This is a genomic window from Nostocoides sp. HKS02 (assembly GCF_009707485.1).
GTDB lineage: Bacteria > Actinomycetota > Actinomycetes > Actinomycetales > Dermatophilaceae > Pedococcus.
Genome location: NZ_CP046121.1, coordinates 245,110 through 265,807 on the forward strand (window position 1 = coordinate 245,110; position 20,698 = coordinate 265,807).

Annotated in this window: 19 protein-coding genes; 1 reads left to right on the plus strand and 18 read right to left on the minus strand. The window is 73.8% G+C overall.

Going from position 1 to position 20,698, the window contains the following annotated elements; genetic code table 11:
• Window positions 1-58: 58 nt before the first annotated feature.
• The 18 genes from GKE56_RS01110 to GKE56_RS01195 form a co-directional block, all read right to left on the minus strand.
• The gene (locus GKE56_RS01110) at window positions 59-937 is read right to left on the minus strand and encodes a DUF6519 domain-containing protein (protein WP_154682993.1); all 879 of its coding nucleotides are present in this window, start codon (window positions 935-937) and stop codon (window positions 59-61) included.
• Entirely contained in the window at window positions 934-3,021 is a 2,088-nt protein-coding gene (locus GKE56_RS01115; RefSeq protein ID WP_154682994.1) for a hypothetical protein, read from the minus strand. Before GKE56_RS01115 ends, GKE56_RS01110 begins: the two co-directional genes overlap by 4 nt.
• Window positions 3,018-5,435, minus strand: coding sequence for a hypothetical protein (locus GKE56_RS01120; RefSeq protein WP_154682995.1), 2,418 nt, complete (start codon window positions 5,433-5,435; stop codon window positions 3,018-3,020). The genes GKE56_RS01115 and GKE56_RS01120 overlap by 4 nt, the downstream gene beginning before the upstream one ends.
• The gene (locus tag GKE56_RS01125) at window positions 5,432-7,948 is read right to left on the minus strand and encodes a baseplate J/gp47 family protein (protein ID WP_154682996.1); all 2,517 of its coding nucleotides are present in this window, start codon (window positions 7,946-7,948) and stop codon (window positions 5,432-5,434) included. Before GKE56_RS01125 ends, GKE56_RS01120 begins: the two co-directional genes overlap by 4 nt.
• Window positions 7,949-7,961: 13 nt before the next feature.
• A complete protein-coding gene (locus GKE56_RS01130; RefSeq protein ID WP_154682997.1) occupies window positions 7,962-8,342 on the minus strand; it encodes a hypothetical protein in 381 nt (126 codons plus the stop codon).
• A complete protein-coding gene (locus tag GKE56_RS01135; protein WP_230209094.1) occupies window positions 8,339-8,671 on the minus strand; it encodes a hypothetical protein in 333 nt (110 codons plus the stop codon). The genes GKE56_RS01130 and GKE56_RS01135 overlap by 4 nt, the downstream gene beginning before the upstream one ends.
• Entirely contained in the window at window positions 8,671-9,204 is a 534-nt protein-coding gene (locus GKE56_RS01140; protein WP_154682998.1) for a phage baseplate assembly protein V, read from the minus strand. Before GKE56_RS01140 ends, GKE56_RS01135 begins: the two co-directional genes overlap by 1 nt.
• Window positions 9,201-10,319 carry a contractile injection system protein, VgrG/Pvc8 family gene (locus tag GKE56_RS01145; protein ID WP_154682999.1) on the minus strand — a complete coding sequence of 373 codons (1,119 nt, stop codon included), beginning with the start codon at window positions 10,317-10,319 and terminating at the stop codon, window positions 9,201-9,203. Before GKE56_RS01145 ends, GKE56_RS01140 begins: the two co-directional genes overlap by 4 nt.
• On the minus strand, window positions 10,312-10,575 hold the full coding sequence (locus tag GKE56_RS01150) for a LysM domain-containing protein (protein WP_154683000.1): 264 nt from the start codon (window positions 10,573-10,575) through the stop codon (window positions 10,312-10,314). Before GKE56_RS01150 ends, GKE56_RS01145 begins: the two co-directional genes overlap by 8 nt.
• Complete coding sequence (locus GKE56_RS01155; protein ID WP_154683001.1) at window positions 10,572-11,192, minus strand: hypothetical protein; 621 nt, start codon at window positions 11,190-11,192, stop codon at window positions 10,572-10,574. The genes GKE56_RS01150 and GKE56_RS01155 overlap by 4 nt, the downstream gene beginning before the upstream one ends.
• Window positions 11,189-11,410, minus strand: coding sequence for a hypothetical protein (locus GKE56_RS01160; RefSeq protein ID WP_154683002.1), 222 nt, complete (start codon window positions 11,408-11,410; stop codon window positions 11,189-11,191). Before GKE56_RS01160 ends, GKE56_RS01155 begins: the two co-directional genes overlap by 4 nt.
• Window positions 11,400-13,340 carry an ATP-binding protein gene (locus GKE56_RS01165; RefSeq protein WP_154683003.1) on the minus strand — a complete coding sequence of 647 codons (1,941 nt, stop codon included), beginning with the start codon at window positions 13,338-13,340 and terminating at the stop codon, window positions 11,400-11,402. The genes GKE56_RS01160 and GKE56_RS01165 overlap by 11 nt, the downstream gene beginning before the upstream one ends.
• Window positions 13,337-14,119 (minus strand): IPT/TIG domain-containing protein, encoded by a 783-nt coding sequence (locus GKE56_RS01170; RefSeq protein ID WP_154683004.1) that lies wholly within the window; start codon window positions 14,117-14,119, stop codon window positions 13,337-13,339. The genes GKE56_RS01165 and GKE56_RS01170 overlap by 4 nt, the downstream gene beginning before the upstream one ends.
• Window positions 14,112-14,528, minus strand: coding sequence for a Pvc16 family protein (locus GKE56_RS16805; RefSeq protein ID WP_195908203.1), 417 nt, complete (start codon window positions 14,526-14,528; stop codon window positions 14,112-14,114). Before GKE56_RS16805 ends, GKE56_RS01170 begins: the two co-directional genes overlap by 8 nt.
• An 873-nt stretch (window positions 14,529-15,401) precedes the next feature.
• On the minus strand, window positions 15,402-16,094 hold the full coding sequence (locus tag GKE56_RS01180; RefSeq protein WP_154683006.1) for a hypothetical protein: 693 nt from the start codon (window positions 16,092-16,094) through the stop codon (window positions 15,402-15,404).
• Between the two features lies 1 nt (window position 16,095).
• Entirely contained in the window at window positions 16,096-16,599 is a 504-nt protein-coding gene (locus tag GKE56_RS01185) for a phage tail protein (RefSeq protein WP_154683007.1), read from the minus strand.
• Between the two features lies 1 nt (window position 16,600).
• Window positions 16,601-18,508, minus strand: coding sequence for a phage tail sheath subtilisin-like domain-containing protein (locus GKE56_RS01190; RefSeq protein ID WP_195908204.1), 1,908 nt, complete (start codon window positions 18,506-18,508; stop codon window positions 16,601-16,603).
• A 155-nt stretch (window positions 18,509-18,663) separates the two neighbouring features.
• Complete coding sequence (locus tag GKE56_RS01195; RefSeq protein ID WP_195908205.1) at window positions 18,664-19,422, minus strand: bacterial transcriptional activator domain-containing protein; 759 nt, start codon at window positions 19,420-19,422, stop codon at window positions 18,664-18,666.
• Window positions 19,423-19,960: 538 nt separating this feature from the next.
• On the opposite strand from GKE56_RS01195, the gene GKE56_RS01200 reads away from it, so the two are divergent.
• On the plus strand, window positions 19,961-20,659 hold the full coding sequence (locus tag GKE56_RS01200) for a nucleoside/nucleotide kinase family protein (RefSeq protein WP_154683010.1): 699 nt from the start codon (window positions 19,961-19,963) through the stop codon (window positions 20,657-20,659).
• Window positions 20,660-20,698: the final 39 nt, after the last annotated feature.

The window sequence follows — 20,698 nt, forward strand, 5'->3', positions numbered from 1 at the left end:
GCGGCGCCGACGACCTGGCCGTCCCATCGGCGCAGGCACGTCCCCGGTGGGTTCCCGGTCAGCGCGCTCGCGGCACCGAGCGTGACGAGGTCGCCCCCGCCTGTGGGGTCACGGTGGCGACCGTGAACAGGGGTCCGTGGTCGACGCGGTCCTCGCGACGGGCGAGGGTGCTCACCTCGGCCAGGTCGCCGGGCTGGAAGGTCACCGAGCGCGAGGGGGCGAGCGTGACGGCGGTGCCGGCGACGGTGGCCGCGACCGCGTCCGACCCGTTCGCGTAGGACCAGCCGAAGCGGGCGGTCGCCTCGGTCCCCGCGTCGAGGACCTCGATCCGCAGCAGCCCGTCCGGCAGCTGGGTCCGCGGGTCGTCGGGTGGGGCGCAGGGGTCGGGGTTGACGGGCGCCGCGTTGCGGACGACGTCGAGCAGGCCGGTGCTGAGCGCCGCCGGGAACGTTGCGCCGCCGCAGGTCGGCGTCTCGGCAGCGGCCACCCGCACCCGCCAGCCGACTCGGGTGCGGGTCGTCGTGTCGATGCCGTCCAGCGCTGGGTCGAGCAGCTCGGCGGGGTCCTCGGCCGCCTGCACCTCCTCGGGGAAGACGTCGAGGTAGACGACCCACGTGCCGGTGGTGGGCAGCGGCGAGATCTGGGGCTGGTCGGCATACGAGAGGTCCGCGGGGTTGCGCGCGAGGAGGCCGTCGACCCACATGGTCCCGGCGCCGACCTGCAGGGCGCCGCCGACGAGCGACACCTGGAAGGCGGTGCTGCCGATCGGCACGCCAGCCGGGCCGATGGCGTCGGCCGCGAGCTGGCGCGCGTCGCGGGCGGGCCCGTCGAGATCGAGGTTCCAGTCCGTGTCGAGGAGGACTCGGCCCTGCTGCATCCGCGCGGACGTCCAGCGGTCCTTGGCGCGCAGCGGGACGCTGGTCATGTCACCGGTCATGAGGAGTCCTCCGGTTCGGCGATGAGCAGGTGGGTGTGCAGGGTCAGTGGGGTCATCTCCGGCAGCCGCTGGGCGAGCCGGAGGGCGAGCGGGCCGCGCCGCGCATGGTGGTAGGCGCCGATCTCGCCGCCGTCACTCGCCGCCATGAGGACCGCCGCCGCGGGGTGCGGGCCGGGGGCTGTGAGCAGCGGCGCGTAGTAGCCCGACCCGTCGAGCCCGACGTCGCCGAACGGCGGAAGTGGGCTGGTCAGGGAGCGGTAGGCCGGTGGGTGCGCCTGCGGGTCGTCGGCGGGGCCGAGCTGGCAGTACCGGACGCACCCGGTCGAGGTGACCGTGGTCCGCAGGTCGACGGTGAACAGGCAGTCCGCGACCCACACCTCACCCGCCCCGACCGGGCCCACGAAGGTCACGCCCGTGGCGACCAGGTCGGGTGGGAAGCGGTCGGCCGCGGCGACGGAGGAGCGCGTGAGGTCGCCGCCGGGGTCGCCGCCGCACGGCATCGGCTGGGCGCCGCGGCCGTCGACGACGCAGTCGTGCAGCTCGACCGGGTATGCCGCGAGGTCGGCCCGGACCGGCCCGAGCAGGCAGTGCGTGGCGAAGACCTTGGTGGTCCAGGCGGTGGGGTCGACCCGCACACCGTTGCCTGCCGTGGCATCGGTCGCCAGGCCGATCAGCTCGACGGCGGCCATGTCCGGTCCGATCAGGATGTCCCCCGTGACGAAGAACCCCGACAGCTCGACCGCCACCCCGGTCAGGGCGAGGTCGAGGTCACCGACGATGGCCGGGGTCATGCCGACCGGCGCGACGATGCGCCACCGGGTCAGGGTCGGCGACCCGGTCACCGGACCGGGTGCGGCGAGCCGGTCGCTCGTCTCGAGCCGGATCTCGACCTGCGGCACGTCGGGTCCGCTCGGGCTGGTCGTCGCCGCGACCGCAGCCGTGAAGGCACCAGCCAGGTCGGCGACGACGGTCTGGCCGGGCGGATGGGTGCCGAGGGCGGGGTCGACGACGATGACGACGCCGACGTCGTCGCGGGGTTCGGCGGTGCTGGCGGCCGGGCCGAGCCCACCGGGTGTCGCGCGGTAGAAGGTGGTCCGCAGGACGCCGGTCACCGCGGATCCGGGCACGAGCACGCCGCGCGCCGGGTCGACGAGCACCTGGTCGGCCGCGGGCGTGGGTGCGCCGACGGGCGGCAGCGCGGTGAGCCCGATCTTGTTCCATGGCAAGGGAACTCCGTCGACGGTGACCTCGAGGAGCGCCGGGCCGGAAGGACCGTCGGCAGTCAGGGGGTGGTCAGCTGCGAGGGTCCACACCGGACCGTAGGACACCGCGCCGAGCGCGTCGATGAGCCGCCAGCTCGCCCGGACCGGAAGCTCGGCAGCCCCCCGCGGTGCCCTCGCCGCTGGCGGCACACCGGGCGGTCGCTCGTCCTCGGCGTCGCTCGCGATCTCCAGGGGTCGAGGCGCGAGGTACAGGGGCGCGGAGACGCCGAGGGGGTGCATCGCGAACCTGCCTGCGCCGAGCGGTGCTGCCTCGACGGCGTCGTAGGTCACGAGCTGCCACGGGAAGACCTCGGCCGACACGGCGGCCGGGTGGTACGGACCGCCCGGGGTCACCGATCGGCGGGCTGGGTCCAGCCCGGTGCCGACGAGGAGGTTCTCGCCGTGGCGCAGGTCGAGTGACGCGGTGCGCAGGACGGGGTGGCGCAGCTGTTGGCACCACAACGTCGTTCGCCAGCCCTCGATGACCCGGGTCGGCCAGCCGGTGACCACCTCGCCGAAGTCCTCGACTGCGGCCGGGGTCCCCTTGCGCCTGCGCAACGCCGTGGCATACGCGATCTCCCGCCGACCGGCGTCCGGCGGCAGCCCGAGGAGCGCGGCGAGGTAGGGGAGCGCCCACTGCGCGGCACTGTCGGGGAACGCGTCGTCGAGGATCGTGTCGACATCGGCGGCGAGCCCGAACCACTGCTCCTGGAGTGCTGCGAGGAGGGCGAGAGACGGTGGCGTGTCGTCACCGGGCGGCCAGCCGGCGACCACGGCCGGGGGCAGCATCCGGAGGAACTCGCGGCGGGGCGCGGCCGTCATGTCGCCACCACCGAAACGGCGCCGACACTGAGCAGCTCGTAGCGCTCGGCAGGGGTCCGACCGATGCCGGCCTGGCCCGCTGAGGGGGTCCGTATGCCGGGCGTGACCGCCAGCGAGACCACGCCGACGACCCCCGTGACCGGCTGCACGACGGCGACGACGTCACTGTCGTCGAGCGGCACGCCCAGCTCGCGCGGGGCGGCCGCAAGCGGACCAGTGGGGTCGGTGAGGGCCGCGGTCACGGCCGCCACGACGGCTGCTGGCTCTCGCCGGGGGTCGGTCGCGATCGTCGCCGTGACGGGCAGGGCGCTCGCCACTCCCGCGCACACGCACAGGCCGACGGTGGTATCCCGCCGCGCGTCGAGATAACCGGCCATCGAGTGCAGCTCAGCGGCCAGCGGGGCGCGAGCACCGGTCTCCGTCGTACGCAGGAAGGCGAGGTGGAGACCGAGGCCACCGCACGGGCACCCGGGCGGTCCGGCACCACGCCAGGCCGCACTGTGGCTCGTGCCGGGGACGGTGAGCGCGAGGTCGGCGAGGTCGCCCAGCGAGACCGCCCGGTCGAGGGCGCGGATCCGCGCAGCGGCCGCCCGGCGCATCCGCAGCTGGTCCTCCTGGTCGGCTGCGCCGGTCGTGGCGCCGACCCCGGCGATCTTGCGGACGCCTCGGACGCTGCCGAGGAGGGTGTCGATCAGCGGTCCGTCGACCTCTCCGGCGAGGCCGCCACCGACTCGCCACTGCGCGGTGATGTCGCCCCGAGGGAGCGCGCCGTGCTCGCCGTCGCCGAACGCGAGGACGAGGGTGCCGTCGGCGGCGATCTTCGTGCTGTACACCGGCTCCGATGATCCCCGGCCGTAGAGGGTCGGGACCTCGTCGAACCGCACGCCCGCGACGCGGACCACGAGGCTGTCGGTGACCGTCCCAGCCGCGTCGACGTCACCGGTGACCGGGCCGGGCACGATGGCTGACCCAGCGGCCACGGCCAGGGGGGCCGACTTCGTCGTGCCGTGCTGGATGGCCACGAGGTTCGAGGTCGCGGGCGCGGCTACTGCGTCGCCGGTGAACCCGGAGGTGAGCGCGAGAAGCATCCCCCCGACGTCGGTGGGGGTGTCGCTCCCGTCGAGCGAACAGCTGGCCAGCTCCCACGTGGTCGAGGTGAGGACCGCGATCCGCTCCGGCACCAGCTGGGGCCTGGGGTGGACCCGCAGCCGCGTCGCCCCGTGGACCAGCGGCGGCAGCTCGTAGTGCTGGGCGAGGACCCGGTCGTCGACGAGGGCGACGTCGATGTCGCTGCTCTGGAGGGCGAGCGGCAGGGCGTCGGTGAGGGTCACCACGCCGACCCGGTGCTTGGTCCCTGGCGCGACCGACCAGTCGAGCGACCCGACGGACGCGACCGTCGTGACCAGGGCGCCCGAACCGTTCCACACGACGATGCCCAGCCCGGGCGTCGCCGCGGACGCGTCGACGACGAGCAGCTGGCTGGCCTGGATCGCCGCGACCTCACCCGAGTACGTCACGTCCGCGGTCGAGGCGGTCGTCCCGCTCACGAACGAGAGCTTCTCCAGGCGTCGCGCGAGCTGGAGGTTCGCGCGGACCCGGTACGCGGCATACGTCGTCCCGGCGGCCGGCGCGAGCAGGCCCGACAGGGGTCGGTCCATCGTGAAGAGGAAGGCGCCCAGGTCGTCGGCACGCTTGGTCACGCTGACCGTCCCGACGACCGACCGGGTGGCGGCGACGCCGTAGTAGTAGAGGTAGAACCAGGCGAGCCAGTCCCACCAGTCGGTGGGCTCGGGCACGAACGCGCTGGGCTTCTCGGCGACCAGGAGCAACCGGTCGGAAGGACGCCAGCGGGGGTCGTTGAGCAGCCGCAGCGACGCCCCGGGAGGGCTGGTGGGCTGGGGAACTGCCGTGACCGTGAGCGCGGCCCAGTCGGCACGCAGCTGGGTGTCCCTGACCACCTCGAACGCCTGCGCGGGCCGGGTGGGCGTGCCCGGCGCCTGGACCCGGGTGCCCGCGGGGACGAGTGGGCTGGCGCCGGTGTCGGTGGTGCAGCGGATCCAGCCGTGTGCAGCGACGCGCTGGCTGGGCCGGTGGCCGAGGAGGTCCGTCGTGCGCCGCAGGTCGGTCCAGTCCTGGGCCGTCCCCAGGTAGCGCTCGCCTGCGGTGAGCTCGGTGTATGCCGCGACCGAGTCGGCGACGCGGGCCCACAGCTCGGCGACGAGGACCACGGTCGGGTCGCCGGCGACGTCCAGCCGCTCACCGAGGGGGCCGCCCCCGGGCTCGGTCACCTCGGCGAGCGAGGCGAGCAGGGCGTCCCGGAAGTCGACCCGGTCCGCGAGCCGACGGCGCAGCCAGCGCTGGCCCGGTGCCGGGTCAGGGCGGGGGACGAGGTCGCGGGGCTGGGGGCGGGTCACCGGCCGCCCTCGATGGTGAGCTCGATCCGGCCCCGCTCGGGCGCCGCCGCGTCGTCGTCGCACACGGCGATCTCGTCGGGGGCCATGAGCAGGACGCTGTCGTTCTGCCCGGGTGGGTCGGAGAGCCGGCGGGCCTCGGTGACCCGCACCGCATCGACACCGGGCACCGCCGCCACCGCAGCGACGACGGCGGAGGTGTAGACGGCCGAGCCGAGCGTGTGTGCCTCGGCTGAGAACACCGCCCCGGGCTGCCCTGGCCGCAGCGCCGCGAGGATCCGCAGCCGTGCGGTCGCCGACTCGGTGGACGGGGTGAGGCACACGGTGAGGGCGATGAGCAGGCCCACCGGCGTGGCGGGCAGGGTGACGACCTCGGTGCCGGCCATGCGGACGGCCTCCATGACCTGGCCCACGGCCGTGTCGAGGTCGGGGTCGGCCCGGTCGGTCGTCGTCTCGACGGCGACGACCCCGACCGGCCACGACCCGGACCAGTCGCGGTGCGCAGCGGCCCGTGCGACGCCCGGGACCGTGCGGGCGAACGGCGGAAGGTCGCTCACGAGGACCGCACGACGCGGCACCGCGGCATACGCCTGGGGCGCATCGCGCCGCACCACGTCCAGGCCCATCGCCTCGTCGCCGCCGACCCCGGGCGTGAGGTTCCGGGCGGTGACGCCGGCCCCCGCGTCGAGCCAGAGGATCGGCTGCCCGAGCGGCGTGGTCGTGCGCACCAGTCGGGTGAGCGTGTTCGCGGCGATGGCTCCGGCGGCGCCGGCCCCGACCTCGTAGCGGACGGTGACGTCGCTGTCGGCAGGGGGGACGAGCCCGAGCGCCCCCGTCCGGAAGCGCAGCCGCGGCGGGTCGTCGTCGTCGAGGTCGACGACGACCGCGAAGCCGTCTGAGGGCGCACGCAGCAGGCTGGTCACCCGCGTCGCCTCGACCGGGACCCCGCTCGGCAGGCCGATGCGCGTGCGCACCTGCCAGGGCCGCCCTCCCGGTGCGCAGGAGAGGCCCGCGGTGGCCGCGCGGGTGAGCCAGTAGTCGCCGACCTCCGTGACGGCGGGGTCGGGGGTGTCGCCGGTGAGCGGGTCGAACGCGGCGAGCGCGTCGGGACCGTCGACCGGGAGTCCGTGGTGGGCGGCGACCAGACCCAGCCGGGCGACCCCGACCCGAGGGCTGCCGGCGTCGGTCGCCACCGAGACGGGCACGGCGGCGGTCAGCGCCTCGGCGGCATCCCAGAACACCCGGACGAGGGGCAGGGCCGGTGCGAGCGGGTCGGTCATCGCGACGACGTGCGTCAGCGTGACGACCTGCGCGGGGTGGCTGGCGAGCGGCATCCTCGTCTGTGCGCCGCTGCCGTCGTCCGGAGGCCAGTTCTGGCCCCTGGTCGCCCACGTCGCCTGGGCCCCGGCCGGCCCCGGGTCGACGACCTCGAACCCGAGCAGCGCCCCGGGCGCGAGCCACGTCGCGAGGGGTGTGCCGTCCGAGGCCGGCGGCCGGACGAGTACGGCGCTCGTCGCCCCGGCGGGGAGCACGGCGTCGACCTCGCCCCAGTCGTGCAGGGCGACCTCGCCGTGGGACGCGAAGACGGTCTGCGGCCCGTCGACCTCGACGGTGAAGCAGGCGGCACCGCTCTCCTTGTCGGGGTCGGCTGCGGCGTCAGTCGCCAGATCGCCTTGCAGGACAACGAAACTGGCATCGGTCGCGGTGAGGTCGGGATGCGCGACCTGCACCTGGACGAAGGCCGACGCACTGATCGGCGGAGGCACCGCGAAGTCGACGAGCCGAGCGTGCCGCATCACCGAGGCGCGCCGTCGTGCGGTTCCCAACCAGGCCTCGGTGGCGACCCGGTCCTGTCGGTAGGCGAGCAGGTCGCCGAGGTGCGCCATCAGCTCGAGCAGGGTGATCGTGTGGTCCGCGGGCGACGGGTCGTATGCCGGTTGGAGCGCACCGAGCCGCTCGACGAGCATCGCGCGCAGGCCGGTGTAGTCGCGGGCCAGGGTGTCGTAGTCGGGCGGGGTGAGCGGCGGCGGGCTCGGCGGGATCGTGATGCAGTCGGGCACCTCACCGCACTCGGGGCGCAGCCGCACCGGCAGGTAGCGACGGAGCGGGTCGAGGTCGAGCCCCAGCCCGGCGAGGCCGGCCGGGTCGATGCCGAGCCGGTACGGCGCCTGGCCCGGCAGGGCCGCACCGCTGGCCTGGACCGGCAGGTCGAGATGGGCCGGAACCGGGTTGCCGTCGACGTCGAGGCCGGCGGGAACGACCGTGCCGGCGCCGACCACGGTCACGGCCACCTGGGCCGGGCCGCCGTCGAGGGTCCACAAGGCCGCGGCCACGAGCCCGGGCTGCGGGTCGGCGTACAGCCAGACCGAGACGGTCCGCACGACCCCGGCTGCGGTGCACCCGGCCGCCCGAAGCCCGATCACCGGACCACCCGCGAAGAGGGCCTTGGGACGCAGGACGGGGCTGGCCTCGGGCTCCTCCGGCTGGGTCCAGGGGTCGTATGCCGTCGTCGTCACCGCGTCCCCCTGGTCACAGTGCCGCCGCCGGCAGGGTGAGGGTGACGCGCCGGGTCTCGCCTGCCGGCTTGGGCCGGTAGACGACCTCCGCCGACAGGGTGGAGTCCGCGACGCTGACGATGACGTCCAGCACGTCGAGCCGGTCGCCCAGGGCGGAGGTCAGACTGCCGCGGGCCCGAGCGCGCACGGTGCCGGCAAGGTCGGTCGACAGCGGCTGGAAGAGGGTCGATGCCCCGAGCCCGGCGCCGAAGCCGGGGCGGTGGAGCCGTTCGTTCGGACCGGTCAGCAGGACGAGCCGCACCAGGTCGTCGAGGTGCTCGAGCGGCATACGCGTCGCCAGCCGGCGGCTGCCACCGAGCTGCCACGGCTGGACCGGGAACCGCATCGTCGTCATGTGCCCTGCACCCGCTGCTGGTAGGACGAGAGCTGGGCCGGGCCCTGCGGCGCCGCGGCGGGGTTGAGGCACAGACCGACACTCGTGCTGAGCAGGACCGGTGTCTGGGTGACCATGACGCGGGTCGCCGGGGCCAGCCACTGGATCGTGAGGCACGGGCTCGCGACGGTGCCGACGACGAACGAGCAGCCGGCGATGGTGGCCTGGTCGGAGACGAGCAGGACGGGGGCGCTGTCGGCCAGCACGCTGGACTGGCTGGGGACGAAGCTGACCGGCGCCCCGTGCGGGCAGGTCGCTTGGGTGGCCGAGGTGAGCAGGTAGCCGGGCATCACTGCACCACCAGCGCACCGTCGTTGACGTCGACCTTGGGGCCCTGCATGACGATCGTGGCGCCCTGGCCGTTGTCGATGCTGACGCCCGACGAGTCCAGCGTGATGACGGGTCCCTGCGAGCAGGTGATGGTGAGCGCCGTCCCGTCGTCGTCGAGCTCGAGCCGGTGCCCACCGGGGGTGAGCAGGATGACCGTGTTGGGCCCCGCGCCCTGGACCGCGCCGCCCGCGCTGTACGTCCCGCCAGACCAGACCGGGGGAGCAGACAGGTCGCCGCGCGGCCACTGGACCCACACCTGGGTCCCGATCGGGGGCACGGCGGCCAGCCCGGCGCCGTCGCCGGTGTAGGGGAGCGCCGGGAGGCACCAGCCGGTGTTGCCGTTGGTGAGGACCTCCGGCACGGACGCCTGGATCCGGCACTTGGAGTCGGGGTCGTTGTTGTCGGTGACGACGCCCGCGAACAGCCCGTAGTAGCGGGTGTGGTCGTTCGCGCCTGCGCTGAGGTTGAGGTCGGAGATCTCGACGGGGCTCACAGCGACACCCCAACTGCTGCGCCGACCGCGCCGACGGCGCCAGCGAGACCGCCGCCAGCGCCCGCCTCGGCGGGGTTGCCCAGGGCGTTGCGGATGAGGCCGAGGGCCTGGCTGTGCCCACCCGGGGTGACCGTATGCCGCACCGACCGGACCAGCCACAACCCGTCGAGCGCCTCGCCCAGCCCGGCGACCGTCACCGTCCGTCGGGCCCGGATGAGCGGGGAGTCGGCCGAGGTGAGGGTCACGTTGAGGGTCGCCCCGAACGCGCTCCGCTCGGCCATGGCGGTGGCCGTCGACTGCGCGTCCAGCACGCTGACCGCTCCGGCGGTGTTGGTGCGGACCAGGGTGACGCCGCCGAGGGAGCGCGTCCCCATCGCATGTCCTTGCCCGTTGTCACTGGCGACGTCCGTGTCGCTGGTTCCGGGCACGGTCCTCGTCACGTGCACCTCCTGGCCGGCGAGCAGCTGGACCGAGGCGGTCGCGCCGCCCCCGAGCGGTCCGTAGCCCAGGGCGAGCGTGGCCTGGGCGGTTGCCGTGACGTCCACCTTGCGGAAGACCCCGGTCACCACGCCACCCACCGACTCGACGTGCAGGTCGAAGCCGTTGCGACCGGCCAGCCCCTTGAGGAAGGCCCAGTCCGTCGCGCTCTGCTGCGGGGAGTAGGTGTCGGAGTCGGCGCCGCTCGGCGTGCTGTCGACCTGGGGGGCAAGGCCGTGCTCGGTGAAGATCGTCTCGGCGATCGCCGCGTCGTTGGTGTCCTGCCAGAGCCGTTGGACGTCCTGGCGGTCCAGCTCGACGCTGCGGTCCATGCCCTCGACCGTGAGGGTCGAGGTCCCGCCCGGAGCGATCTGCCAGCTGGCGCTCACGCTGCGGGCCTCCACCTCGACGACGTCACTGCCCCGGGTCAGGGTGACGTGGAACGGCGTGGCCGGCGCGACGAGCGGGTCGAGGGACGAGGTCCACGCGCTGCGGTCGCTCGTGACCAGCTGGACGGTGATGCTCACCTTGTCCTGCGCCCCGAGAGTCTCCTCGAGGCTGAGCGTCTGGACGAGGTCGAGGTCATGCGGCCCGAGGGGGGAACCGTTGACGGTGATCGAGGTGCGGGTCTCAGGCATGCGGCACCGCCAGGGGGGTTCCGGTGCGTTCGAGGTCGAGTGCGTTGGCGCGCGGGTTGGCGTCCGCGATGACCCACCACCTGGTCGAGTCGCCGAGCGCTGCACCGGCAAGGAGGTCGAGCCGGTCGCCGTCCCGAACCGGGTAGACGACGTCGGCAGCAGGCTGGACGCTGACCCGCGGGGTCGAGAGCGGGCGGGTCGTCCCGTCGTCCTGCGGGACGGCCAGCTGGGCCTGCCCGGCATAGCGGCCGCTCATGTCATCAGCTCCACGCCCTGGGCGACCCCGACGAGGGCGAGGCCGGTCCGCACCGCCTGGTATGCCGTGGCCATGACGTTGGCCAGGGTCTGGTCGGCGTTGAGGTCGCGGTCGCGCAACACGGTGACCGACAGGTCGACGGTGGCCTGGACCGGCTGAAGCGCGCTGTCGAAACCGGTCTCGCGCGCTGTGTAGGAGTCGATCCGCACCGGCGCGATCCGCTCCGGGCTCCACGCGAGGATGACCAGCGGGAGGGACGGAGCGGGCACCGGTGGTGCACCGCCACCGCCACCGAGCACCGAGGCGACCGCACCGACGAGCGCGGCCAGGCCGCCGCCGCCGGGCTCCAGCATGCCTTCGAGCGCGGCGAGCAGCGGGCCGACGCCGAGGGTCCCGGTGACTGGCTTGTCGAGCGCGTCGAGGGCGTCCAGCTCGAGCTTGAACGTGTAGGTCTCGGTCGGAGGAGCCCCGACCCGAAGTCCCGACCCGCCGGTCGCGCCGGGTGCGACGCGCAGGACCCGGCTCACCTCGGACGGGTTGTACTGGAAGGGCACGAGGGTCGGCACCATGCCGGCCACCGGGTCGGAGAACGACAGGAGCATGCCGCGGACCGTCATGGGTTCGTCCCTGCCCTTCTGGCCTCGCCGGAGGACGCGCCACGCCCGGAGGGAGCGCCACCCCACGACGAGTCACGCACCGCCGCCGCGACGGCGGCAGCGACCTGGGCCTCGGGTCCGGCCGGCCACGGCAGGCCCGCGAGCGCGGCCTCGATGGCCGGCCGGAGCAGGCCGGGCACGGGTTCGGCCTCGACGCGCACGTGCAGGTCACTGGCCACGAGGCACCGTCCTCGCCGTGAGGTGGCGCCGGGTCTTCTCGAGCTCGCGCCGGACAGCGGTCTCCAGGTGGGCTGCGGTGACCGCCGACCCGTCGGCTGTCGCGAGTACCGTCGCGGACAGTGCGGCGGCCCGGATCGCCGCCCCGGACAGCTCCTCACGCGCGGCCCACGCGGTGTCCGTGTCGGCCGCCAGCAGTCGCCCGGGCAGGATCCGACGCCACAGCTCCTCGCGGTCACGGTGGTCGGGCAGGTCGAACCGGACGCTGAGCCGGATCCGCCGGGCGAAGGCCTCGTCCAGCGCGGCGGGCCGGTTGCTGGTGAGGACGACGACCCCCGTGTGCAGCTCGATCCGCTGGAGCAGGTGGTCGATCTCGAGGTTGGCGTACCGGTCGCGGGCGTCGGTGACCTCGCCACGCTTGCCGAACAGGCCATCGGCCTCGTCGAACAGGAGCACGACGCCTGCGGTAGCGGCCGCGCCGAGCACGGCGTCGAGGTTGCGCTGGGTGTCACCGAGCCACTTGCTGACGACCTTGGCGAGGTCGACGACCCACAGGTCGCGGTCGACCGCTGCCGCGACGGCCTCGGCCGCGGCCGTCTTGCCGCTCCCGGACGGTCCGTGGAACAGCGCGACCACGGCGCGCCCCCGAACCCCCTCGAGGTGCAGCGCCTCGTGGGCGGCGGCCGACCAGCGCGCATGGGCGACGACCTCGTCGAGCCCCTCGCGGGTGCCAGCCGACAGGACGAGGTCGGCCAGCCGCGTCGTGGCCGGCACCTGTCGGGCCAGCCCGGCCGGATCGTGTCGGGGTTGGCCGCGCAGCGCAGCCGCGATGTCGTCGCCGTCGGGCTGGCCACCGCGGGCCCGGGCGGCGGCGACCGCTCGGGCCACGACCTCGGCGATCCCGCGCTCGCCCAACGGGAGCCGGCTCGCGTATGCCGTGAGGTCGGCTTGAGCGACGCGGATCCCGGCTGTTCGCAACGCAGTCCGCCACTCGTGCTCCGCTGCCGTGAGGGCCGGGGCCGGCACGTCGACCAGGTGCCAGCCGGGCGGCGATATCGCGTCCGCCGGCCCGAGGGCGAGGACGCAGCCGTCCGGCGGGCTCTCGCCGACGCCGAGCAGCATGGCGGGAAGCTCGCGCCCGAGGGTGAGGAGCAGCGAGCTCAGGCCGGGGGACCGGGGGCTCGTCGCGACCGGCATACCGAGCCGACCCGCCACCGCGTCACGCAGGGCTTCACGGTCGTCGTCGGCGGCACAGCGTGCCAGGACGCGACCCCCCGCCGCGACGAGGTCGGCGAGCCGGGTGGCGACCGTGCTCAGGCGAGGGGCAACGGGTCTGGTCGTCACATCGACCCGGACGGGACGGACGAGCAGGTCGGCCGAGGCGGCGGTGAGGGTCAGGGGATGCGCGGGTCCCGGGGCGGGGTCGAGCAGCCCGTACCGGACCAGCGGTGAGGCCTCGCCGACGACGACGGGCACGTCGACGCCAAGCGGGGCCAGGCTGAGCCGGACGCTGGCTGGGGTGGCCCACCTGCGGCGCGCATCGTCGTGGAGGCAGCCGAACGCGACGGCGAGCTGGGGGTCGACGGCAGTCCACCACGCGGCCGCGAGCAGGGCCTCGTCCCCGGCGCAGAGCCCGGCTGCGGCCGCGATCGCGGCGAGGGTGCCCTCGGACGGCAGTGCGTCGTGGAACGTCCGGCCCCGCACGCTCCGCGCTGCCAGCTGCCGATCGAGCACTCCCACGCCGGCGGTGGCTCGGGACGCGTCGTCGAGGTCGTCCGTCGACCAGGCGGCACGGTAGGCGCGCAGGGCCGCGGTCGCCGCGCCCGCGAGGATGTCCCGCCAGGCGGCCAGCCGCGGGTCCTCCCGCCCCCGTCCGGCAGGCAGCCGGTCGACGGCTGGTTCGACCGGGGTCCCTGCGGCGGCCGCGCTCACGGCGCCACCGCCAGGTCCGTGGTCGGGCCGCTGATGGTGCCGGCCCGAAGGCTCACGGGCACGGTGCCCGTCGCCGGCAACGCGGGCACCGTCGCCCGGACAGTGGTCGGGGTGAGCACGGCATACGGGGCCGACGCGCCGCCGAAGAACACCTCGCCATCGGCGGTCGCGTGGCGCACGGTGAGGGTGACGTCGACCCCGGCCTGGAGCGGAGCCGAGGCGGACACGACGACCGGCACGACGGTGACCATCGCGTGCCCGCTGCCGGCGGGCAGACCGTCGGCGAGGTTGGTGACGACGAGCGGACGCTGTCCCGCGACGACGGTGTCGTTCGGGAGGTGGACGAGCAGGCCGTTGTCGGTGGTCGTCGCAGGCAGGGTCCACGGCCCGGTGCTGTGGGTGTGCACGGGGTCCGGCCGGCCATCGGTGGGGTCGTCGGGGTCGCCGGCCAGCCGCCCGAGCGTGACCCGACGCTCGTCGGTGAGGCCGCGCACCCGCAGGGCGAGGGGCTCGTCGAAGGAGACCGTCGACGGGACGACCGCGGCGATGACGGGCACGAGCGCGGGAGCGACGCCGACGCGCCGCACCTGGACCGGCGGCCCCGCCACGAACCCGGTCTGCGGGGGCACGGTCACGAGGCTCACGGCATAACCCACCGAGAGCCGAAGGGCGTGGGAGCCGGTGTTCCACAGGGCCGCCACGGTCTCGATGGCCACCGGGTCGGACGTGATGCGCAACGGCTCGAGCATCCCGACCAGCGCCGTGGCGACGTCACCCACCGACCGGTCGGGCCCGGTCGCGACGGGGGGTGTCGATTCCGAAGATCCCGTTGTCGTGCAACGCCGACATGACCGCGGACAGGCCGGCGTGGACGACGTCGTCCTCGCTGCCCTGGGCGGCGAGCTCACCGGGGTCGGCGGAGAGCAGGTACCGCAACGTGAGGGCCAGCGGAGGGTGCCCTCGGCGGGTTCGCCAGCCGCTCACCGGGTACTCCATGTTCACGTATGCCGTGGACGGCTCGATCCGGTAGAGGAACCAGTTGAGCCGCGCGCCGTCGACCGGCCGGTCGAGCGGACCCACGCTGACGCCGACCGGGTTCGCGAGGCCCTTGAGGGCCTCGGTCGTGAGGGTGCGGAGCACCTCGTCGACCCCGGCGATGACGGGTGGACCTGGCGTGAACAGGGTCACCAGGCACCTCCTCGTCGAGCCGTGATCCCGGCGGCGACGAGCCGGCATCCGGCGAATGGATCCTGTTGAGCCGCAGGCGAATCCACCTGCACTTCGATCCGGCCGATGACGACCTGTGGTGCCGGGGCGGGCGGTGCCGGGGGACTGGTTCCATCGCGCCGTTCCGCCGCTGGTGGGCTGGTCCGAGGACCGAGGGACTCGGGTGGCGCGACGGTCGTCGGGGTCGGATCCTGGGTGGCCACCGAGTCGGGCCGGAACCGGCCCGACGTCGGGTCCAGCGGCGGGTGCGCTGTCGCGGACCACGGTCGCACCGACGGGACGCCCGACTCGATGCCCGACTCGATGCCTGACCCGATGCCCGACCCGATGCCCGCACCGGCCGGCGCGGTGCCGCCAGGACGCGCCACCACAGGCCGCCCGGGGGCAGGCTCGGGGAGGTCCACGGCGCGGCCAGCGTCGGTGCCGGTCGAACCTGCGCCCGGGCGAGCCGCGAACCGTCGTCGACCCGGGCCGGCGCGCCACCGCCTGGCATCGTCGCCGTCCATGGTGCGCGGGACCACGGCCCATCGAGGGCCGCAGCCTCGTCTGACGCGGCGACGGCGGGCCATGCCGGCTCGGTCTGCACAGCCCGGCGCGCTGCCGGCCGGATCGACGGCCCCCACTGGCTCGGCCGGCCCCCGCTGCCGTCCGGCAGGGCATCGCTCGGCACGGTCAGCGGCGCAAGCGGGACGGACCTGGGCTCGCTGGGCTCGGTGAGCGTGCTCGGTACGGGCACCGGCGGCAGGGCCGCGCGCGAAAGGACCCGGGCCAGTCCACCCGGGGGTCGCCCGGTTGCAGGTCCGGTCGCACGCCCGGCGGTGGGCGGCGCGCTCATCAGGCCACTCCGGAGACGAGCGCGGCGAGCCGCTGACGGCGCTGGTCGGGCAGGGACTCGATGGTCGGCAGGTCCCATCCGTAGGTCGAGGCGAGCAGGTGCACCTCACGGTCGAGCTCGGCGCACGCGACCGCCAGCCCGCGGAGCACGAGCGGGACGACGTCCACATCGGCCACGACCGGTTCACCGCACTCTGCGCACGCCGAGCGCAGCGGCCCAGCGAGGGACTGCTCAGCGCGGTCGAGGTCGGCCCAGCTCGCGCCCGTCTCGTCGGACACCTGCGCAGCGCCCAGACGGCACCGGTCCAGGATCGCGGCGGGCTCGCGCGCGGCCGCCAGCAGGTCGGCATACGACGGCTCGCGAAGCCCGCCCCCGTCGCCCGTCAGCGTCGACGCCCAGACGTGCCGGCCCACCGAGGACGAGGTGAGCAACAGCGTCGTGAGCGCGCCGCACGCATCGCACCGGACAGTCACGTCGAGGGGCGCACCACGCAGGTCCTCGTATGCCGCGAGCAGACGCCGGTCCGCTGCCCCGACCGGCAGGTCGGCCGGGTCGTCGACCCCGTAGAACGCGAGCTCGAAGGGGTCGGGTCGGGCGCGCAGGACGGCCACCGCCTGGCTCAGCAGGTCGGTGCCGTCCTCGAAGGCCGCCGCCAGCAGGGCCAGCGGTGAGGCCGTGCGCCCGGTGTCCATCTCACACGGCTTGCTCGGCCGGTTCGGTGACGTCGGGGTCGCGTTCCCAGCCCTCGAGCTCGAGCTTGATGCTCTGGATGGCCACCGCTGCTGTCGCGGCGTCGAGGGCCGGCAGCGCCTGGTACTCCGAGACCCAGCACCGGAACAGCTTGTAGCTGATGACCTTCTGGCCGGCCTCGTTGAACACGTCGACGATGAGGTCCTTGCGGAAGTCCTTGAGCGAGATGCCCGGCTGCTCGAGGGTGCTCACCTTGTTGGCCCACGCCTCGAAGGCCGGGTCGTGGGTGACGCCCCGCTCGAGGGTGACCGCGTCGTAGGTCGTCAGCCCGGGGCTCTTGCGCGCCCGGCCCGGGTCGCCCCCGACCCGGTGCGTGACCGGCGCCGTGCTCCGCTTGAGTGGCGACATCTTCGACAGGCCGGCGACGTAGACGCCGTCCCACTTCACCCGGAACATGTGGGTCTTGTACGGGTCGAACCGGGTGGGGTTCACCGTGAACTCGGCCATGTCACTCTCCCGCCTGGCTGATCTGGGTGATCGTGATGACGACGAACTCGGCCGGCTTGAGCGGTGCGAAGCCGACGACGACGTTCACCCGCCCCGCATCGATCTCGGTCTGCGGGTTGACGCTCGAGTCACAGATGACGAAGAAGCTGTCGGACTCCGCCCGCTTCTCGGACTGCTGGAACGCGCCCTGCTGGAACAGCCCGCGCATGAAGCCGCCCACCGCGAGCCGCAGTTGGGCCCACAGGTCCGGGTCGTTCGGTTCGAACACCGCGAACTGCGTGCCGAGGTAGAGGCTCGCGGACAGGTAGTCGGTGAGCCGCCGGATCGGCACGTACTTGAAGTCGCTCTGCAGGACGTCGCTGCCGGCGAGGGTCCGCGCACCCCAGACGACCAGTCCCGCGCCGGGGAAGGTTCGCAGGACGTTGAGCCCGAGCGGGTTGAGGTCGCCCGAGACGTCGTCGTTGGTGGGGGCGGTGACACCCAGCGCGCCCGCGACGCCCGCATCGAGGCCGGCCGGGGCCTTCCAGACACCCCGCGAGGAGTCGGTGCGCGCCATGATGCCGGCGACCGCTCCGCTCGCGCCGAACCCGTCGGGTGTCGAGTCGGCGGTGACCAACCGCGGCCAGTACACCGCGCCGTGGGCGCCTTGGGCACGCAGGACGTTGGCTGCCGTCTTGAGCTGGGCGGGCGTGAGCGCGGCTGCCGGGTCGACCACGAGGAACGCGTTCTGCCGACGGCAGTAGTCGAGCGCGGTGTTGACCGGGGCGGCATCGCTCGTCGTCACGCCGGGCAGGCAGAGCAGGTTGAACCGCGGGAAGTCGAGGACGTCGAGGGCGAGCATCCCCTGGCCGGCACTCGCCGAGACGATGTCGGAGGCGGTGGGAGTCGAACCGTCGCCACCACCAGCGAGTCCGGCGGGCGCCGCAACCGCCGGGCGGTAGGGCGCCGAACCGGCCACCTCAGTACCGCCGCGGGCGACGCCGAGGCCGAAGTCCTCCGACGCGTCGTTCAGACCGATCAGGCCGACGACGACCGCACTGTCCAGCCCGGTGGTCTTGCTCGTGAGGACGAAGCTGCCGCCCGAGATGTTGGCGCTCACCGGCCAGATCGAGGTGGGTGCGTTGATCTCGGCCTTGACGTCGTTGACGGTGTGCGCGACGGGCGGGTTCTCCGTCGGGAAGAGGACGTAGTCGGTGGCAGGGCCCTGGTCGACCGAGAGGCGGATGGCCTTGCCGCTGACGTTGACGTTCGTTGCCCCGGTCACGGCGACCGTGCCGGTCGAGGTTCCCGCCGCAGGGGCGGGCGCCGGCGCGCCGCTGACGGCGGCTGTCACCAGGGTGCTCGCCGCCAGGACCGTCTCGACGTAGCGCAGGCTGCCCGGCGACATGGACAGCTCGGACCAGGTCTCCTGGCTGATGACGCTGGCCGGACCTCCTCCGACTCCGGGAGCCCACTCGGTGAGGACGAGGGTGAACCGGTCGTCGGGGAACTGGGCTGCGCCCCTGACCTCGACGAAGAGCCCGGTCTGCGCTCCAGAGCCACCACCGGTGCCGTTGGCCCACCCGCCCCGGGAGCGGGCGGTGAGCGTCACGACGAGGCCGTTCGCCGCGGGCAGGGCCAAGAGCGCCTGGGCTGCTCCTCCGCCGAGGGCGCGGACGATGATGGCCCGGGTGCCACCGTTGGCGAAGAACAGGCCCACGGAATGGCCCATGGGATGGGTCGTGTCCATGACGTCGCCGAAGGTGCGGATGTAGCTGGCGAAGCTGGTCAGGGCCACCGGGGTGTCGCCGGGGCCTTTGCGCGCCGCACCGACGAACGCGGTCACCGACGTCGACACCCCGGTGATGACGTGGGAACCCGACTTCTGCTCGACGATGTAGACGCCGGGATAGGTGGTTTGTACGGGCACGAGAGCCTCCCCGGATGCTGCGGCACGGGGCGTGCCGCTACGAGGAAGTCTCCGGGCTGGGCGTTCCCGGGCTTGTTCGTGGCGCGTCTCCAGCGCATCTCGGCTTCGTCCACCAAGCGTCGCCGCAACGTCCACTCCGTCCACCAAGCGGCGCCTCAGGCGTTGAGGGCGCCGCGTCGCGCGCTGAGCGAGACGACGTGCCCGCTCTCGGTCAGCATCGACTCGAGCCGGGCGCTCGGCCGCAGGCGCATCTCCGCCCACAACAGGTCGCGGAAGTGGGTGTAGTGCCGCAATGCCTCGGACGCGTTCCCCTCGGCGAGGTGTGCCGCGATGACGATCCGGTGCGCGCTCTCCCGGAGCGGCTCCAGGCCCGCGGCAGCAAGGGCAGCCACGAGGGCGCTCCCGGGCCGCCCCGCGTCGAGGTCGTTGCGGGCCAACGTCTCGAGGGTGTGCAGCCGAACCTGCCGCAGCGACTCCCGGGGAGCATCGAGCCAGGGTTCGGACCACTGGGGCAGCAGGTCCCCCTCGAGCAGCCGGACCGCGTGGGCGCTCACGGGTGGCGTCCCCTGGTGGGTGGCCTCGACGATGCGGTTGACCTCGGCCAGGTCGACCTCGATCGACCGGGACAGGATGATCTGGCGGCTGTAGCACTCGACGAGGCCCGGCACGTCGTGGTTGAGCCGCCACAAGGCGCGACGCAGCAGTGTGCCGGCGTCGTGATCGCTGCGTTCGGGCCACAGGGCCGCCGCGACCGCCGACCGCGCGAACGGGCGGTCCTCGACGACGAGGCGGGCGATGAGCTGCTCACTGCCCGTCGGCAGCACGATGTGGCGCCCGTCGCGCAGGACCCGGAAGTGGTGGAGCACCTCGACGCGAAGGCGGGGGACGGGTTCAGGTGGACGGGCCTCTTGCACGGTGTACCTCCCGCTCCGGAGGGGTCGAGCTCTCGCCTCCGCTGGAGCGTCCCCTGCGATCGATCTTCTGACCATCGGCGTCACCCTGCAAACGCAGGATCAGTCGGTGAGCCTTGGTTGGGTGGGTCTGTACGCATTTCGGACCGATACCGTGCGAATTCTTTTCCTGACATGGGCTTGCTCAGCGCAGGGGATCGCGCTCGAGCGCACGCGCGCGATGGCGGGTGGTGAGGAATGCGCACACCGCCGCGGACATCCTCGGGGAGCATGGCGACGCGCGTTCGAGGTGGGTATGCCGCGCCGGCGGCCCCACTGGGTCGCTCGAGACGGGGCCGCTCGGGACCAGGAGAACAACTGCGGTGGTGCTTGCTGCGACCAGAACCAAGGGTGCGTGCATGATTCTTCCGTCATCGGCGCAATTCGGTGATGATGCCTGCGGTTGACCTGCTTTGCTTCGAGGGTCCCGCCGGGTTGCCCCATCCGGTTCCCCCGAATGGCGTAGCGCCCATCACCGGTAGCGAGAAGAGAAGGTAGGCCAATGAGCACACCAGGTCCAGACCGCTCACGCCGGGTGAGCTCGGTGCTCATCGAAGGGCTCGCTGAGCGGGCACGCGCCCTGGTCCCGGGCTCGGGCCGGGCGGTCCTGGGGATCACCGGAGCCCCGGGGGCCGGCAAGTCGACCCTCGTCGAACACCTCAAGGGTGAGCTGGCCCGGCACCCTCCCGGCGGGACGACCGGTCCGGACTGGGTCGCCCACGTTCCCATGGACGGGTTCCACCTCGCGGATGTCCAGCTCGACCGGCTCGGCCTTCGTGACCGCAAGGGGGCGCCCGAGACCTTCGACGCTGCCGGCTTTGCGGCCTTGTTGAACCGACTGCGCTCGGACACCGAGAACACCATCTACGCACCAGGGTTCGAGCGTGAGCTCGAACAGCCGATCGCCGCCGCGATCGCCGTGTCGCCGCAGGCCAGGCTGGTGATCACCGAGGGCAACTACCTCCTGCTGGACGACCCTGCGTGGGCGGCAGTCCGTTCCGCGCTCGACGAGGTCTGGTACTGCGAGGTGGAGCCGGAAGTCCGGCTCGAGCGCCTCGTCGCCCGACACGTCCAGTTCGGCAAGCAGCCGTCCGCGGCACGGGCCTGGGCGGGCGGGGTGGACCAGCCGAACGCCGACCTCGTCGAACGCACCCGGGATCGCGCCGACCTGGTCATCAGCCTGGACAGCCTCGAGCGCTGACGTCCGGTTCGCAGCGCCGAGACCCACCCGGAGACCCAG

Coding starts and splice junctions, on each gene's coding strand:
- GKE56_RS01110 (WP_154682993.1), bottom strand. CDS start 937: ATGACCGGTGACATGACCAGCGTCCCGCTGCGCGCCAAGGACCGCTGG.
- GKE56_RS01115 (WP_154682994.1), bottom strand. CDS start 3,021: ATGACGGCCGCGCCCCGCCGCGAGTTCCTCCGGATGCTGCCCCCGGCC.
- GKE56_RS01130 (WP_154682997.1), bottom strand. CDS start 8,342: ATGACGACGATGCGGTTCCCGGTCCAGCCGTGGCAGCTCGGTGGCAGC.
- GKE56_RS01135 (WP_230209094.1), bottom strand. CDS start 8,671: ATGCCCGGCTACCTGCTCACCTCGGCCACCCAAGCGACCTGCCCGCAC.
- GKE56_RS01145 (WP_154682999.1), bottom strand. CDS start 10,319: ATGCCTGAGACCCGCACCTCGATCACCGTCAACGGTTCCCCCCTCGGG.
- GKE56_RS01150 (WP_154683000.1), bottom strand. CDS start 10,575: ATGAGCGGCCGCTATGCCGGGCAGGCCCAGCTGGCCGTCCCGCAGGAC.
- GKE56_RS01155 (WP_154683001.1), bottom strand. CDS start 11,192: ATGACGGTCCGCGGCATGCTCCTGTCGTTCTCCGACCCGGTGGCCGGC.
- GKE56_RS01180 (WP_154683006.1), bottom strand. CDS start 16,094: ATGGACACCGGGCGCACGGCCTCACCGCTGGCCCTGCTGGCGGCGGCC.
- GKE56_RS01185 (WP_154683007.1), bottom strand. CDS start 16,599: ATGGCCGAGTTCACGGTGAACCCCACCCGGTTCGACCCGTACAAGACC.
- GKE56_RS01200 (WP_154683010.1), top strand. CDS start 19,961: ATGAGCACACCAGGTCCAGACCGCTCACGCCGGGTGAGCTCGGTGCTC.